This is a genomic window from Rhizobium croatiense (assembly GCF_019793465.1).
GTDB classification, from domain to species: Bacteria; Pseudomonadota; Alphaproteobacteria; order Rhizobiales; family Rhizobiaceae; genus Rhizobium; species Rhizobium croatiense.
This window is the reverse complement of sequence record NZ_JAILYJ010000004.1, coordinates 33,789-49,390: the sequence shown is the minus strand read 5'-3', so window position 1 is coordinate 49,390 and position 15,602 is coordinate 33,789. Positions and strand designations below refer to the sequence as shown.

At 62.0% G+C, this 15,602-nt stretch carries 18 protein-coding genes; 14 read left to right on the top strand and 4 right to left on the bottom strand.

Translation table 11 applies throughout. From position 1 onward, the window contains the following. The first annotated feature begins 93 nt into the window (after positions 1–93). The gene (locus K6M89_RS08195; RefSeq protein ID WP_222139071.1) at positions 94–1,620 is read left to right on the top strand and encodes a cadherin-like domain-containing protein; all 1,527 of its coding nucleotides are present in this window, start codon (positions 94–96) and stop codon (positions 1,618–1,620) included. Positions 1,621–1,728: 108 nt separating this feature from the next. On the opposite strand, the gene ftsZ is transcribed toward K6M89_RS08195, so the two are convergent. Then, positions 1,729–2,751: a cell division protein FtsZ gene (ftsZ, locus tag K6M89_RS08190; protein ID WP_222139070.1), complete on the bottom strand. Its 1,023-nt coding sequence runs from the start codon at positions 2,749–2,751 to the stop codon at positions 1,729–1,731. Between ftsZ and K6M89_RS08185 the strand changes: the two genes are divergently transcribed. Further along, positions 2,738–2,938 carry a hypothetical protein gene (locus K6M89_RS08185; RefSeq protein ID WP_222139069.1) on the top strand — a complete coding sequence of 67 codons (201 nt, stop codon included), beginning with the start codon at positions 2,738–2,740 and terminating at the stop codon, positions 2,936–2,938. The genes ftsZ and K6M89_RS08185 overlap by 14 nt on opposite strands. Before the next feature lie 69 nt (positions 2,939–3,007). Next, the gene (locus tag K6M89_RS08180; RefSeq protein WP_222139068.1) at positions 3,008–3,424 is read left to right on the top strand and encodes a hypothetical protein; all 417 of its coding nucleotides are present in this window, start codon (positions 3,008–3,010) and stop codon (positions 3,422–3,424) included. A gap of 237 nt (positions 3,425–3,661) precedes the next feature. Here K6M89_RS08180 and K6M89_RS08175 read toward each other — a convergent pair whose 3' ends face one another. Together K6M89_RS08175 and K6M89_RS08170 are read right to left on the bottom strand one after the other, a co-directional pair. Next, positions 3,662–4,192, bottom strand: a complete 531-nt coding sequence (locus K6M89_RS08175; protein WP_222139067.1) for a 2'-5' RNA ligase family protein — start codon at positions 4,190–4,192, stop codon at positions 3,662–3,664. Positions 4,193–4,313: 121 nt separating this feature from the next. Next, on the bottom strand, positions 4,314–5,309 hold the full coding sequence (locus K6M89_RS08170; protein ID WP_222139066.1) for an AraC family transcriptional regulator: 996 nt from the start codon (positions 5,307–5,309) through the stop codon (positions 4,314–4,316). Between the two features lie 82 nt (positions 5,310–5,391). Between K6M89_RS08170 and K6M89_RS08165 the strand changes: the two genes are divergently transcribed. Continuing rightward, the gene (locus K6M89_RS08165; protein WP_222139065.1) at positions 5,392–5,760 is read left to right on the top strand and encodes a DsrE family protein; all 369 of its coding nucleotides are present in this window, start codon (positions 5,392–5,394) and stop codon (positions 5,758–5,760) included. A 116-nt stretch (positions 5,761–5,876) separates the two neighbouring features. Next, positions 5,877–7,157, top strand: coding sequence for a bifunctional sulfur transferase/dioxygenase Blh (blh, locus tag K6M89_RS08160; protein WP_222139064.1), 1,281 nt, complete (start codon positions 5,877–5,879; stop codon positions 7,155–7,157). 299 nt (positions 7,158–7,456) lie between these two features. On the opposite strand, the gene K6M89_RS08155 is transcribed toward blh, so the two are convergent. Then, on the bottom strand, positions 7,457–7,780 hold the full coding sequence (locus tag K6M89_RS08155) for a hypothetical protein (protein ID WP_222139063.1): 324 nt from the start codon (positions 7,778–7,780) through the stop codon (positions 7,457–7,459). A gap of 192 nt (positions 7,781–7,972) precedes the next feature. Between K6M89_RS08155 and K6M89_RS08150 the strand changes: the two genes are divergently transcribed. From K6M89_RS08150 to K6M89_RS08110, 9 genes are all read left to right on the top strand, one after another. Continuing rightward, positions 7,973–8,536, top strand: coding sequence for a hypothetical protein (locus tag K6M89_RS08150; RefSeq protein WP_222139062.1), 564 nt, complete (start codon positions 7,973–7,975; stop codon positions 8,534–8,536). A gap of 168 nt (positions 8,537–8,704) precedes the next feature. Continuing rightward, positions 8,705–9,628: an MYG1 family protein gene (locus tag K6M89_RS08145; protein ID WP_222139061.1), complete on the top strand. Its 924-nt coding sequence runs from the start codon at positions 8,705–8,707 to the stop codon at positions 9,626–9,628. Between the two features lie 179 nt (positions 9,629–9,807). Beyond that, positions 9,808–10,197, top strand: coding sequence for a c-type cytochrome (locus tag K6M89_RS08140; RefSeq protein ID WP_222139060.1), 390 nt, complete (start codon positions 9,808–9,810; stop codon positions 10,195–10,197). Positions 10,198–10,359: 162 nt separating this feature from the next. After that, positions 10,360–11,169, top strand: a complete 810-nt coding sequence (locus K6M89_RS08135) for a cytochrome c oxidase subunit II (RefSeq protein ID WP_038689687.1) — start codon at positions 10,360–10,362, stop codon at positions 11,167–11,169. A gap of 91 nt (positions 11,170–11,260) precedes the next feature. Beyond that, on the top strand, positions 11,261–13,030 hold the full coding sequence (gene ctaD / locus K6M89_RS08130) for a cytochrome c oxidase subunit I (protein WP_222139059.1): 1,770 nt from the start codon (positions 11,261–11,263) through the stop codon (positions 13,028–13,030). Beyond that, a complete protein-coding gene (locus K6M89_RS08125) occupies positions 13,027–13,740 on the top strand; it encodes a cytochrome c oxidase subunit 3 (RefSeq protein WP_222139058.1) in 714 nt (237 codons plus the stop codon). Before ctaD ends, K6M89_RS08125 begins: the two co-directional genes overlap by 4 nt. A 23-nt stretch (positions 13,741–13,763) precedes the next feature. Then, positions 13,764–14,483, top strand: a complete 720-nt coding sequence (locus K6M89_RS08120) for a heme-copper oxidase subunit III family protein (protein ID WP_222139057.1) — start codon at positions 13,764–13,766, stop codon at positions 14,481–14,483. A gap of 7 nt (positions 14,484–14,490) precedes the next feature. Beyond that, the gene (locus K6M89_RS08115; protein ID WP_039620571.1) at positions 14,491–14,856 is read left to right on the top strand and encodes a cytochrome C oxidase subunit IV family protein; all 366 of its coding nucleotides are present in this window, start codon (positions 14,491–14,493) and stop codon (positions 14,854–14,856) included. A 106-nt stretch (positions 14,857–14,962) separates the two neighbouring features. Continuing rightward, on the top strand, positions 14,963–15,544 hold the full coding sequence (locus K6M89_RS08110) for a dienelactone hydrolase family protein (RefSeq protein WP_097584268.1): 582 nt from the start codon (positions 14,963–14,965) through the stop codon (positions 15,542–15,544). Positions 15,545–15,602 lie beyond the last annotated feature (58 nt).

Sequence of the window (15,602 nt, the reverse complement as noted above, 5' to 3'; positions counted from 1 at the left end):
ATAAACTACCATTGATAGAAAAACATTGACCTTCCCCTGCAAAGGCTGTTTTCTCCTGGCCGACCAGAGAAATGGATCTTGAAGGAGATATCCATGACAGTGTCTGCACCGGTAGCGAGCGACGATTACCTCAGCGCCTCCGAAAACGACGTGATTTCGGGCGATCTGCTGGCCAATGACGTGGCCGGCGGCAGCGGCCATATGGCTCTCAGCTTCTTCGATGGCGAGCGGGTTGTCGCCAAGCAGAGCGGGCAGGTCACCGATATCGCCGGCGAGTATGGCACGTTTCACGTCATGGCCGACGGTTCCTATACCTACACGCTGAACGAGGCGGCCAAGCAGGATTTCCGGGACGGGATGACGCTGCGCGAGACGATCGGCTACAAGATGTCCGATGGCGCCGGCAATACCGATTTCGGCTATTTCACGCTCGACATTCATGGGGCGACCAGCCCACCGGTCGCGGTCGACGATGCCTTCAGCTTCCGGGAAGGCGGCGTGATGGCGGGCAACGTGCTTGCCAACGACATCGCCGGGGAGGCGGGTCATCTCTTCTTGCGCTCGGCCGAGGGCGCCAGTGTCAGCGCCGATCGGAGCACCGATGTCGCCGGCGAGTTCGGCATCTTCCATTTTTCGGCCGACGGAAGCTTCACCTATAATCTCGACCCGGCTGTCAAGGCGAGCCTGAACGATGGCGAGCATGTCACAGAGAAGCTTGAGTATTACAAGATCTCCGACGGCGCCGGTCACACCGATGCCGGCGTGATCACCCTGACAGTCAACGGCGTGACGGACGGAAAGTCGGTGAACACGGATCATATCGAGGCACAGGCGGAGGTTGTACGACCTTTCCTGGACCATTACGAACTCCAGGGGGTCGCGGTCGATCCGCTAACGGGCAAGTATTACGTCAGCTCCGGCCATGGTTTCCCGGATGATTCCATGGTTTATATCTACGACAACGCCGCGGCATTTGAAGCCGACAACGCCAGCGGCGCCATCTCTCTTGGCGACTATGACCTTGGCCAATATGACATCGGCGGAACCTATTTTGCGGTCCGCGGCGGGGAGATCATCGGAAGAACCAACGAGGCGAGGGGCGAAGAGGATCCTTTCCCCGATCAGACCTATCTCGCAAAGTGGGATGCTTCAGATGGATCGCTCGATCAGAAGGGCGACCCGATCCCCGGCCTTATCGGCGAGAACGGGGCGGGTACGTTCGACTGGGGCGGGTTCACCGCCGTCAACACGATCCAGGATTCGACCGGCATTTACGTTGTCGGCCGCATCGATGATTCCACCTGGCAGGTCTCCAAGATCGATCCCGACACGCTGAACGCGATCGAACCCAAGACCTTCGCGGCGGGCGGGCTCGGCTACGGCTTTGCCGTCGACGGCACCTTCTTCTTCGGTGATTCCTTCGGCAGTGAGCACATCGGCACGGCATTCGATTTCGAAACCGGGGTCAAGACGACAGTCGATGTCAACATCGCCATACCGGGAGACGACGCCACCACCAACGTGGCCTATGACGCGGCGGCGGATTCCATCTATATCACCAACAGCATGACCGACGAAATCTCCGTGGTGCACAACATCTCGGAGATATTGTTCGCCTGACGAACCTTAACACCGGAATGGTGACGTCGCCCCGTCCTCTCTTTAGGCGGCGGAGCGACGTTTTTCCGGCCGGAGCCGCCGTGAACAAGCCACGACAAAGCGGTCCTGTTATTGCAGCGTGCGCGTCTGGACTTGCTCGGTCGCGTGGTTACTCGGGGATATGGGGGCAGCGCTGGCTTCCAGGCCGGTCGCCACGACCGAGACGCGGAACCTGCCGTCCAGGCTGCGGTCGAAGATCGCGCCGACGACGATATCGGCGTCGTCCTGCACTTCGTCGCGAATGCGGCTAGCCGCCTCGTCGACTTCGAACAGCGTCATATCAGATCCGCCGGAGATCGAGATCAGCACGCCCCTGGCGCCCTTCATGGAAATATCGTCGAGAAGCGGGTTGGCGATTGCCGCTTCCGCTGCCTTCATCGCCCGGCTTTCGCCGGCGGCTTCGCCGGTGCCCATCATGGCGCGGCCCATGCCTTGCATGACCGATTTCACGTCGGCGAAATCGAGGTTGATCAGGCCTTCCTTGACGATGAGGTCGGTGATGCAGCCGACGCCGGCAAAGAGCACGCGGTCGGCCGTCATGAAGGCATCGGCGAAGGTGGTTTTTGCGTCCGCGATGCGGAAGAGGTTCTGATTGGGAATGACGATGACGGTATCGGCGGCCTGACGAAGCGCCTCGATGCCGACTTCGGCCGTCCGCATGCGGCGATTGCCTTCGAACGTGAAGGGTTTGGTGACGACGCCAACCGTCAGGATGCCGGCCGCGCGTGCGGCACGCGCGATGACGGGGGCTGCACCGGTGCCCGTACCGCCGCCCATGCCGGCGGTGACGAAACACATATGCGAGCCGGCCAAGTGATCCATGATCTCGTCGAGCGACTCCTCGGCGGCTGCATGACCAACCTCAGGCAGCGAACCGGCACCCAAGCCCTCCGTCACATTTGCGCCGAGCTGAATGCGGCGCGACGCCTTTGAGGTGGCGAGAACCTGGGCGTCCGTATTTGCGGCGACGAATTCGACGCCCGCCAGCTTTTCCGCAATCATGTTATTGATGGCGTTGCCGCCGCCCCCGCCGACGCCGATAACCGTAATATGCGGCCGTAATCCCGAAATGCCGCTCTTGGGGTCCGTCATCGCACTCTCCTTAATGATGCAATCTTGCGCCCGCGCCCTCGTCGCGGACGGCGAATCGACGGTGAGGATAAACGCGCAACAAGGCGGAGGCGAGGCTAAAGACGTCCGGGGCGGCGACGTTCCAGTGATTGTTGCCCTCATGAAGATCGCCACCGAGCTCTTTGCTGATTTCGATCAGAAGCTTTGAGAGGGTGTGAACCAAAGGCCTGCCGAGGTGTTTACAGACATGCCTCACCTCTCCGAAAGGACCGATCCCATGCAAAGACTTCTTCTATCAAGCCTTGCCCTTGCCGCACTCGCCGGCACCGCCGTCGCACAACAACCGCCGCCTCCACCGTCCGCCGCAACGCCACCCACCGCGACCGAGCCTAGCTCGCCTCCGCCGCCGCCAGCCCCGCCGCCTCAGCCCGCTCCCGATGATGACGAGCGGATGATGGGCAGCCCGGACGCACGGTCCGGAGATCGCCCCGACTACCGGTGGCACGGTTCGAGGGACGACATGGGCTTCCGCGATTTCCGGGGCCATCGCATGCCGCGGCCGTCGAAGGCCGCCCATTTCCAAATTGAGGACGGCAACACACGGATCGATCTGAAATGCACCGAGGACGAACCAATGAAGGCCTGCGCTGATCTGCTGCTAGAGGTGATCGACCGCCTGCAGGGCCAGAACTAGCTTTTTCGGCGCCGCGTTTGCGACCGGCGAAGGGCCACTGATCACCGCTGCTCGAACTCGAGGCAGGGGATGTTGCCGCGCGTCTGAGAAGCATTGGCTGCGCAAGCCTCGCGCCAGCTTCGGTTGGCAGAAGCCAATCATTGATTCTTCCCAGGACTTAATGCCGACCATTTTCAGCATGAACAGCCCCGCCAATGATTGGCGGGGCTTTGCTGTCTGGTAGGACACGGTTAGCGATCATTGCGCCGGGAGCCTGATTTCTCTCAAGATCTCCACCGGCGGGAATCGGACACAATCCGCGGCATCGAAAGTCACCGGGAATCGCATCCGGTTCCGGTTGGCCCAGCCGATCGCGGCCTGCGATTTCGCCATCGGGATTTTCGTGACGATCGTGCAATGTGGCACCCAGTTGCCGGGCCGATAGTGCTCGTGGCAATGGGTGGGGTCGATTTCCCGGTGAAGCTGCGCATGCAGTTGGAAAAGCTGCTCGCCGTTGTTCGGCCGCGCCCATAAGACAAGGAATTCGTTCTCGAAGTGACCGATGCTTGAAAAGCTCAAGGTGACGGCGGGGCGCGTGCGGAAGACGCGGTCTAGCGCCTCGGCCAACTGGTCGAGGTCAATCTCCTGGTAAAGAGCGAGGGTGAGATGCGGCGGATAATTCAAGGCCCGTATCGAAGCTGTCTCTTCGAATGCCGCAACTTTGTCCCAGAGTTCGAGAACCGGGGAAGCTGTCGCGTTCAGAGACTTAAGGCTGATCCCGTAAGGCATATGCGGGCATGATCCAATCCATCGTTATCCGGATGTTAGGGATCGCCAAGCTCACTGTCGAGCGGTCAAAGGGGGATGGGGGCATTGTCATCGAGAGTGAGTGCGCCGAGGCATACCGTGTTCAGCTGCGCGCAGCCCGCCAGGCGGCCGGTGGTGTTGCAAAGGTGCGGGAGAAGGCGCGGTTAAAGGCAGCTTCGGTGGCGTAGCCGGCGTCATAGGCGATCGCTGCAATCGGCTGGCTTGTCGTGGCAAGTGCCACGCTTGCCAGATAGAGTCGCCAGTCTCTGACATAGCGGATCGGCGATGTCGCGAGCATCGTTTGAAAGCGTTCGGCGAGCGCGCTGCGCGACGATCCGGATGCCGTCGCCAGCTGCTCCAGCGACCAGTCACGCCGGGGATCGTCGTGGATGAGGGAGAGGCAGCGCGAGAGCGCAGGGTCGGCCAGCGCTGCCAGCAAGCCAATCGCGTGGGGTTTGGCCATCATGATCTGATGGCGCAGGATCTCGATGAAGATGATTTCGGTCAACCGCGGCAGCATTGAGATGCCGCCGGCGCGCGGCCTGTCCACCTCCTCGACCATCTGGCGGATAGTGGCGCGCAGCCAGTCGCCGTTATTGGCCGCCCGCGTCCTGACATGGATCATTTTCGGCAACGCCTGGCGCAGCGGCGCAAAGCTCAGCCCATCCCATTGCAGATAGCCGCAGAGCAGCCGGACGCTTTGCGCCGCCTCGCCGTAGCGAAGCACCGGAATCTCCCGCCACGGCTTCTGCGGCAAGTCGCGGGTCGGCAGCACCAGCGTGCCATTTCTTCCGACACCCAGCTGATGTCCGGTGCCGAAGGGAAAGACCAGGACGTCGCCGGCTTCCAGATCGGTCTCTTCGCCTTCCGCTTTCAACCAGCAACTGCCCGTCACGACGATATGGAACGGCATTGTGCCCGTAGCCCTTGCCGAGAGGCCTGCAAGCGACGGCGCGGCATCGGTCTGCCAATCGCCCGTCGGCATGAAACAGAACTGCAGTGATCCCGAAAGACGGATCGTCGAAAGCAGCGCCGACAGCACGTCATCACGGGTGACGCCGCCCTCAGCATCTGGATTTTCGGACAAGGTTTCACGCATTCCGGCCAAATACGCGCGCAGCGCACCTTCTTATCATGCTCACGTTCAGTCCAAGTAATCTTGAATTCAACTGGAGAATACTATGCAAAGCCAAAGCGATAAACTGATCGTGCTCGTCACCAAGGGCATAGAATCCGAACTTTCCTCCGTCGCCTTTACCATTGCCAATGGCGGCATTACCGCCGGGCTCAAGGTGTCGGTATTCCTCACCAGTACCGGGATCGACCTGGTGCGCAAGAACGGCCAGCGGATGACGCATGTGCCGCCGCTCGATCCGCTCTCGACGTTGATTGAGAATTTCCAGCAGCGCGGCGGCTCGATCTGGGCCTGCCCACCCTGTGTGGCTTCGCGCGGCTATACGCAGGAGGACCTGCTCGATGGCGTCGTCATCGTCGGCGCCAGTGCCATGCATGCCGAGATCAGGGAAGGTGCTGCGACGCTGTCGTTTTGATCAGTCAGACCGGGGGGCGGCATATGCCAGGACTATTCTTGCATTCGGCAATACACTCGTGAGATTGTACACTTATACATGTGATGCGGTGTGATGAGGGCGGCGCGGAGGCTTCAATGACGTCCGTGAGGGTCAATGAGCTGATATCGGTGGCGGGGCAGCCCGATGCCGCCGGCTTTGTCGCTTTCGCGGGTGAAGGCTTTGCCGCGGTGATCAATGCCCGGCCGGATGGCGAGGAGCCGGGGCAGCCGGGCAATGTGGCGGAAAAGGCTGCCGCCACCGCCGCCGGACTTTCCTATAGCTTCGTGCCGGTGAAGGGGAGCGAGATCACCGAGGCAGACATTCGCGCCTTTCAGGCAGCGATGGCCGCGGCGAAGGGGCCGGTTGTCGCCCATGGCAGAAGCGGTACGCGGGCATTGACGCTCTACGTGCTGGGCGAGGTGTTGGACGGGCGGATGAAGCCTGCGGATGTCGAGCCGCTCGGCCAAAGTCTCGGCTTCGACCTTGCCGGCGCGCGCCGCTGGCTGGAGGCGCGAGCGGCGCAGACGGTCGATGTGAAGGCCTTCTTCCATCCCGCTACATGGAGCGTGCAATATGTCGTTGCCGATCCTGTCACGGGACGCTGCGCGATCATCGACCCTGTGCTCGACTTCGACGAGACCTCGGGGGCGACGGGCACGTCAAGCGCCGATGTCATCCTTGCCGATATCGAGAGCCGCGGGCTGGCGGTCGCGTGGATCCTCGACACGCATCCGCATGCCGATCATTTTTCCGCCGCCCATTACATCAAGGGAAAGACCGGCGCGCCGATAGCGATCGGCGCCCATGTCACCGAAGTGCAGATCCTCTGGAAGGAGATCTATAACTGGCCGGCTCTCGCAACAGACGGCTCGCAATGGGACCGGCTGTTTGCCGATGGCGACAGGTTCGAGATCGGCGAGCTTGAAGCTCGCGTTATGTTTTCGCCCGGCCATACGCTTGCCTCGGTGACCTATCTGATCGGCGATGCCGCCTTCGTGCACGACACGGTGTTCACGCCGGATTCCGGCACGGCGCGCACCGATTTTCCCGGCGGCAGCGCCAGCGTCCTCTGGCGCTCGATCCAGGCGATCCTGTCGCTGCCCGAGGAAACTCGGCTCTTTTCCGGCCACGACTATCAGCCGGGCGGCCGGCATCCGCGCTGGGAAAGCACGGTGGCCGCGCAGAGACGCGCCAATTCCCACATATCGGGCAAGGACGAGGCCGGCTTCGTGGCGCTGCGCCAGGCGCGGGACCGCACCCTGCCCAAGCCGAAGCTGATGCTGCATGCGCTGCAGGTGAATATTCGGGGCGGCAAATTGCCGGAGCCGGAGGGGAACGGGCGGCGGTATCTGAAGATACCTCTGGATGCGTTGTAGCGCTGACCGTCGAGAGGAGACGCCGCGAGGAGGAGTCTCCAGTGCCCAAGGACTTGGGCACGCTGGATTCCGGTGACGGGCACAGGAATGAGGGGGAGAGGTGACGCTTCCGATCATTCGTCTACCAATCCCAACGGCAATTTGGCTGAGGACGCTAACTCCACACTCCCTCATTCCTGGTCGCCTCAGGGTTCGCCCAAGGGATGTCACAGGAATCCCGCCACGGCGCGTCCGCGCCGTGAGAGATTCGTTCGGAACGAAGAAGTTTCCTCACACCAACAGTATGACGTGTACTTCCGCTACTCATACCCCATCGACCGCAGCAGCATGTCCATACCGAAAAATCCAGCCAAGGCGACGATGCCGATCGCCGCGCACAATACCCAGCCGACAGGCGTCAGCGTTTGTTGCGCGACGTTACGATAGGGATATCGATTGCCGGTTGTCAGAAAATAGGCGCCGAACACCAGGCAGAGGCCGATGACGACGGTGGCGCGCGGCATCCAGGTGATGCTCTCGGCGCCGAGGTTTGCCTGCTGCAGCGGCAGCCAAATGCCCTGCCAGGCAATCGCGCCGGCCAGGAGGAGGCAGAGAACGCCGCCGAGCCTATATTTTGCTTCCATGAAAAAGCCCCCGCAAAATCGCCAAGTTGGCTACAGCTTATAGGCAGATATTTACAAAGCAGGGTAGTCCAAATGCGGGGCTCTCGCGGGTCGATGCCGACACGATCCGTTTCCACGCGCGCGCCCGCTAGCCTTTTTCTGCAATTTCGCTATGATTTTTCTGGGCCACGCCCGGTCAGACGGAGTTCCGCCATGCTCGAACGAAACCACCTTCCCTTGCGCCCGGCAGCTCCCCTTTTCGCTGTCGCCTGGGTCGCCGTGATTGCCGGTGCCAGCGTCGCTCTCAGCCTGCTGTTTGCCTGCGTGACGCCTTTCGTGGCCCTGGCGGCCGTCTCGGCAGTCGTGCTTCCCCGGCGGATGGCGCTGATGGCGGTGCTGCTTGCCTGGCTTGCCAACCAGACGGTCGGCTATCTCGTCCTCGGCTATCCCCAGACCTTCGACAGCTATGCCTGGGGACTGGCGATCGGGATTGCGGCATTTGCATCGCATGCGGCGGCGCTCGGGGCGCTGCGCCTGACGGCAGGCCCTGCCGTCACGATGGCCGGCGCCTTCATCGCCGGGTTCGCTGCTTACGAGGGCGTGCTTTTTGCCGCAACGGCGGTGCTTCCGTCCGGCGACGCGGCGTTTTCGGCAGCTGTTGTGGCCGAGGTTCTTTTGATCAATTCTCTGGCCGCGGTCGGACTCATCTGCCTGCATGCCGGCGCGGCGGCTAGCCGCGCGCTTGTCGCGGCGCAGCCGGCACCGGTGCCGCTTTAGGTGTTCGTCTCCCACACTTGTCGTCGGTCCAAAACTGCAGCGCGCCTTCCGGCAGCGGACCGGCGCCCTGCGGAATGCGCGAAGATGGGTTGAGATCATGGTCGGCAACGGCTATCTGGTTCCGACCCGCAAGCGGACCGGCCGCGAACGACAAGGCGCATAGCTCCCATGATTCCCGATTTCCTCGTCACCCATTCCGGTGGTTTCCATGCCGACGAACTGCTGTCGAGCGTCATCCTGACCCGGCTTTTCCCGCTGGCGCGCCTGATCCGCAGCCGGGCGCCGGAGTGGATCAGGCCAGGGCAGGACCGGATCATTTATGATGTCGGCGGAGCTTATGACGCCGACGCCGGCATATTCGATCATCACCAGCGCGGTGCGCCGCTGCGCGACGATGGTCAGCCCTACAGCTCATTCGGCCTGATCTGGAAACATTACGGCCGCGACTATCTCGCCGCTCGCGGCCTTCCCGCCGACCATGTCGAAGCCGTGCATAGCTCTTTCGATGCGAGCTTCGTGCTGCCGATCGATCTGACCGACAATGGCGCGCTCAGCCCCTCGGGACCGCTGGCGGGCTTGACGCTGCCGGCGCTGCTCGAGACCCTGAAACCGGTTTTCGACGAAGCGGAGCCGGATGCCGACGATCGCGCCTTCCACGCGGCCCTGGCCATCGCCCGCAGTTTCGTCGAGGCCAAGATCGCTCAGAGCGCTGCAAAATTGCGGGCCGAGGCCATCGTGCACGAGGCCATCAAGGCTGCGGGGCAGGGCCATATTCTGGAACTGCCGAGGGGGATGCCCTTCCGTCCTGCTATCGTCAAGGCTGGCGCCGATCACCTGCTGTTCGTCGTCCACCCGCGCGAAAAGGATTGGTGCGTAACCGGCATCCGCCGCGCCGAGGACGGGTTCGAGCTTAGGGCCGACCTGCCTGCGGCCTGGGCCGGTCTTGCCAATGGAGAGCTGGCGGCGGCTTGCGGCATAGAGGGCGCGAGCTTCTGCCACAACGGTCGCTTCATTGCCGCCGCCAGGAGCCGCGAGGCGGCGCTTGCCATGGCCGAGTTGGCGGTCAAGGAGGCTCTTTCGATCGGGGTGTAGCGGCCGTTATCCGCATCGGATCTATCTGATATCAGATGCGTTCAGGTCACTCCAACTGTGGAAGCGATTGACTTGCATCCGCGAAGGACTAATCTTCCTGATATAACAACCACCACCCACACGCGAGAGATAGTGGACGGTGTGAGTGGCTGGCGACCTTGAGGAGGATGAGGTTTGCCATGGATTATCGTGTCGTTCTGCTGATTGGTGCAGCTGTGACTGCCCTTGCTCCCGCTAGCGCCGGGGCGCAGGAGGGCGACGCGGCGGCGGGCGCCGTTGTTTTCAAGAAGTGCGCGACCTGTCATGTCGTCGACTCCGATACGAACAAGGTCGGGCCGTCTCTGAACAAACTGTTCGGAAGGAAGGCCGGGACGCATCCCAATTTCGCCTATTCGGCCGGAATGAAGGCGGCCGGCGAAGGCGGTCTCGTCTGGGACGAGACGGTGCTGCGCGACTATCTGCACAATCCGAAGGCGAAGGTGAAGGGCACGAAGATGGCCTTTGTCGGCGTGAAGGACGAAAAGGAGATCACCGATCTCATAGCCTATCTCAAACAATATTCGCAGTGAAGGGCAATATTCCCAGATGGCAATACTCCGAATGACGGGTTAGCGGCGAGCGACGGATGGCTAAATCGCCGTAATTGCGATATTTTCTATCTGTGCGATAATAAACACGGACTTTTTGCGGAATGCGGTTTCACGGGTCAACCTGCTCGAGGAGGAGCGGAAATGGCTGTCGTGCTGATCCTCGTCCTGATTGTCGTCGGCTCCGTGCTGTTTCATGTGCTGAGCCCGTGGTGGTGGACGCCGATCGCGTCCAACTGGACCTATATCGACACCACCCTCGTCATCACCTTCTGGATCACCGGCATCGTCTTTGTGGCGGTGGTTTCGTTCATGGCCTATTGCGTCTTCCGCTTCCGCCACAGGCCGGGCAACAAGGCGCATTACGAGCCTGAAAACCGCAGGCTGGAGGTGCTGCTGGCATCGGGAACGGCGGTCGGCGTCGCGGCGATGCTGGCGCCCGGCCTCATCGTGTGGAACCAGTTCATATCGGTGCCTGCCGATGCCGCATCAGTCGAGGTTGTCAGCCAGCAATGGCTGTGGAGCTTCCGCCTGCCGGGAGCGGACGGCAAACTCGGCCGTGCCGAGACGCGCGACGTCAGCCCGGAAAACCCGCTCGGCCTCGACAAGAACGATGCAAGCGGCCTCGACGATGTCATCATCGAGGGCGGTGAGCTGCATCTGCCGATCGGCAAACCGGTGCACATATTGCTGCGCTCCGTCGATGTGCTCCATGATTTCTACGTGCCGGAGTTCCGCGCCAAGATGGACATGATCCCCGGCATGATCACCTATTTCTGGTTCACGCCGACGCGGACGGGGACCTTCGACATCCTCTGCGCCGAACTCTGCGGCGTCGGCCACCCGCAAATGCGCGGCACAGTCGTCGTCGAAAGCGACGCGGATTATCAGACCTGGCTTGGGCAACAGCAGACATTCACCCAGCTGACGGCGTCGGCTGGGCCGGCGAACTGACGCGACCAGGACGGCCGGAGGCCGCAAGCCGGTTCAGGGAACCGGCGGGACGACGGCCCTAAGGCCGCATCGGGGAAAGGGAAGAGAGATCATGGTCGAGATTCCATCCGGCAGCATCCCGTCCGCCGAAGTCGAGGATGTCGAGCTTTATCATCCGAGAAGCTGGTGGACGAAATATGTGTTCAGCCAGGACGCCAAGATCATCGCCGTGCAATATTCGCTGACGGCGATCGCGATCGGTCTTGTGGCGCTGGTGCTCTCCTGGCTGATGCGGATCCAGCTTGCTTTTCCCGGCTATTTCACCTTCATCGATGCCGATCACTATTACCAATTCATCACCATGCACGGCATGATCATGGTGATCTATCTCCTGACCGCGCTCTTCCTCGGCGGCTTCGGCAATTACCTCATTCCGCTGATGGTCGGCGCGCGCGACATGGTGTTTCCCTACGCCAACATGCTGAGCTACTGGATCTATCTCCTCGCGGTGCTGATCCTCGCCGCCGGCTTCTTTGCGCCCGGCGGCCCGACGGGGGCGGGCTGGACGCTTTATCCGCCGCAGGCGGTTCTCTCAGGCACGCCCGGCGGCAAGGACTGGGGCATCCTCTTGATGCTCACTTCGCTGATCGTCTTCATCATCGGCTTTACCATGGGCGGGCTGAACTATGTGGTGACCGTGCTGCAGGGGCGGGCGCGCGGCATGACGCTGATGCGGATGCCGCTCACCGTCTGGGGCATCTTCACTGCGACCGTGATGGCGCTCTTGGCCTTTCCCGCCCTCTTCGTCGCCTGTGTGATGATGATGTTCGACCGCCTGCTCGGCACCAGCTTCTTCATGCCCGCCATCGTCGAAATGGGCACGCAGCTGCAGCATGGCGGCGGCAGCCCGATCCTGTTCCAGCACCTGTTCTGGTTCTTTGGGCATCCCGAGGTCTACATCGTCGCACTGCCGGCCTTCGGCATCGTCTCGGACCTGATCAGCACGCATGCGCGCAAGAACATCTTCGGCTACCGCATGATGGTCTGGGCGATCGTCATCATCGGCGCCTTGAGCTTCGTCGTCTGGGCCCACCACATGTATGTCAGCGGCATGAACCCCGCCTTCGGCTTCTTCTTCGCCACCACGACGCTGATCATCGCCGTCCCGACGGCGATCAAGGTCTATAACTGGGTGTTGACGCTCTGGCGCGGCGATATCCACCTGACGTTGCCGATGCTGTTTGCGCTCGCCTTCATCGTCACCTTCGTCAATGGCGGCCTGACCGGCCTCTTCCTCGGCAATGTCGTCGTCGACGTGCCGCTGTCGGATACGATGTTCGTCGTCGCGCATTTCCACATGGTGATGGGTGTCGCGCCGATCCTCGTCATCTTCGGGGCGATCTATCACTGGTATCCGAAGGTGACGGGGCGCATGTTGAACGACGTCCTCGGCCATATCCACTTCTGGATCACCTTTCTCGGCACCTATGCGATCTTCTTTCCGATGCATTATCTCGGCCTGCTCGGCGTGCCGCGCCGCTATTTCGAGATGGGAGAGGCCGCCTTCGTTCCACCTTCGGCGCATACGCTGAACATCTTCATTTCAGTCATGGCGCTCGTCGTCGGGGCCGGGCAGGTGGTCTTCCTGTTCAATCTGGCCTGGAGCCTTTTCCGGGGAAGAGAGGCGGGCGGCAATCCATGGCGGGCGACGACGCTCGAATGGCAGACGCCGCAGACGCCGCCGGCGCACGGAAACTGGGGCAAGGACCTGCCTGTGGTCTATCGCTGGGCCTATGATTACAGCGTGCCGGGAGCGGCCGAGGATTTCATTTCGCAGACGGTGCCGGCAAGCGGCGAGGCCACACGGGAGCTTCCGGCATGAACGTCACGCTGATCTTCCTCGCGGCCATCGCCGCCATCATCATCTGGTGGTTGGCGGGGCAGCGGCTGACCTCGAAGCCCTGGCTCGAAACCGGCTCGGTGCAGCTGCCGGATCATGCCGGCGCTGAGCGGCCGCCCGCGCCGGCGGTGAAGATCGGCCTCTTCGTATTTCTCGGCGTCGTCGGTGCCGTCTTCAGTCTTGCCGTCAGCGCCTATTTCATGCGTGCAGCGTCGACGGACTGGTGGGGGATGCCGGTTCCGCGTCTGCTCTGGGTCAACACGGCAGCACTCGCCTTGAGCAGCGCCGCACTGCAATGGGCCAGACGCGAAGCGCTGCACGGCCGCGTCGAACGCCTGCGGCCGGCGCTTGCCGTCGCATTTGCTCTTGCCGTCCTGTTTCTCGCCGGACAGATCCAGGCATGGCGCGAGCTGACGGCGGCGGGATATGTGCTGGCCGACAATCCCGCCAACAGTTTCTTCTATATGCTGACCGGTCTGCACGGCCTGCACATCCTCGGCGGGCTGACGGTGCTGGGTCACACGACCCTGCGCGCTTTCGCGACCGACATCGCGTCGGACAGGCTCAGCCTCAGCGTCGACCTTTCGGCGATCTATTCGCATTTCATGCTTGCCGTCTGGCTGCTGCTGTTTGCGCTCTTTGCCGGGTGGGCGAATGATTTCGTCGATCTCTGCCGCACATTGCTGAACTAGGGGCTCAACCGGGAGATTTGCAGATGGCACATCCTGTCCAGACACACGGCGAGCCGGATCTCAGGTCGGTCGGCCTGCGCGGCGTCGCCGCCGATTTCGCCTCGGACCAGCGCTCCTTCAAAACCGCCTCCTGGGGCAAGGCGATGATGTGGATATTTCTGCTCAGCGATACTTTCGTCTTCGGCTGTTTCCTGCTCGCCTATATGACCGCCCGCATGTCGACGCCCGTCGCCTGGCCCAATCCGAGCGAGGTTTTCGCTCTCCATATCGGCGGCCAGGACGTGCCGCTGATCCTGATCGCGATCATGACCTTCGTGCTGATCTCGAGCAGCGGCACGATGGCGATGGCGGTCAATTTCGGCTATCGCCGCGAACGCGGGAGGACTGCTGTCCTGATGCTGCTGACAGCACTTCTCGGCGCATGTTTCGTCGGCATGCAGGCCTTCGAATGGACCAAGCTGATCACCGAAGGCGTACGCCCCTGGGAGAACCCGTGGGGGGCAGCGCAGTTCGGATCGACCTTCTTCATGATCACAGGCTTTCACGGCACCCATGTCACGATCGGCGTCATCTTCCTCCTCATCGTCGCCCGCAAGGTCTGGCGCGGCGATTTCGATGTGGAACGGCGCGGCTTCTTTACCAGCCGGAGAGGGCGCTACGAGGCCGTCGAGATCATGGGCCTCTACTGGCACTTCGTCGACCTGGTCTGGGTCTTCATCTTCGCGTTCTTCTATCTGTGGTGAGGTCGTCATGAGCGAGACAACGGCGCATGGGCAAAGCCAAACGGTACATGTACAGGCACATAGCGGGCAGCAGCATCCGATCCGGCTCTATCTCTTCGTCTGGGGCCTGCTCTTCGTGCTCAGCGCCTTTTCCTACATGGTCGATTATCTCGGCATCCAGGGCTATCTCCGGTGGTTTCTGATCCTGGTGTTCATGATGCTGAAGGCCGGGCTGATCGTTGCGGTTTTCATGCACATGGCCTGGGAACGGCTGGCGCTCGTCTACGCCATCCTGCTGCCGCCGGTGCTGGTGCTGGTCTTCGTCGCGCTGATGGTATCGGAATCGCAGTATACGATCTTCACCCGGCTCGCCTTCTTCGGCGCGACGCCATAGAACCGGTCATCGGAGCAGAGCCGCGACATCGGAGACGGCTGCCGCGCGCTCAATCCGGACTGCTGCGAACTTTTATCAAAATGTGCCGACTCTCCCGGAGGCGCCTATGGCTGAAATCTTGCTGTTCCATCACGCCCAGGGGCTGACGCCTGGAGTGCGGGCCTTCGCCGACGATATCAGGGCTGCCGGCCACATCGTGCACACGCCTGACCTGTTCGATGGCCGCACGTTCGGAAGCATCGAGGAAGGTCTCGCCCATATCGGCGAGAACGGGTTCGACGCCATCAGGGAGCGCGGCGTCCGGGTTGCCGACGAACTGCCTGCCGAACTTGTCTATGCCGGTTTCTCATTCGGTGTGTTGCCGGCGCAGAAGCTGGCACAAACGCGGCCAGGAGCCCGTGGAGCTCTGCTTTTCTATTCCTGCCTGCCGATTAGCGGCGAATGGGCCTTCGGACCCTGGCCGGATGGTGTCGCGGTGCAGATCCACGGTATGGACAACGACCCGATCTTCGTCGGCGAGGGCGACATCGATGCCGCCCGCGAGATCGTCGCGAAGGTCGCGGACGCGGAGCTCTTTCTCTACCCCGGCGACCAGCACTATTTCGCTGACAGCTCGCTTCCGTCCTATGACGCGGATGCCACCGCGCTCCTGACGGCGCGCGTGCTTGCATTCCTGCAACGCGTCTGATGCCGGCGTTCATGGCTAGCTCGGCCGGCGGCCGTCAATTCAAAAGAATTTCTCCTGA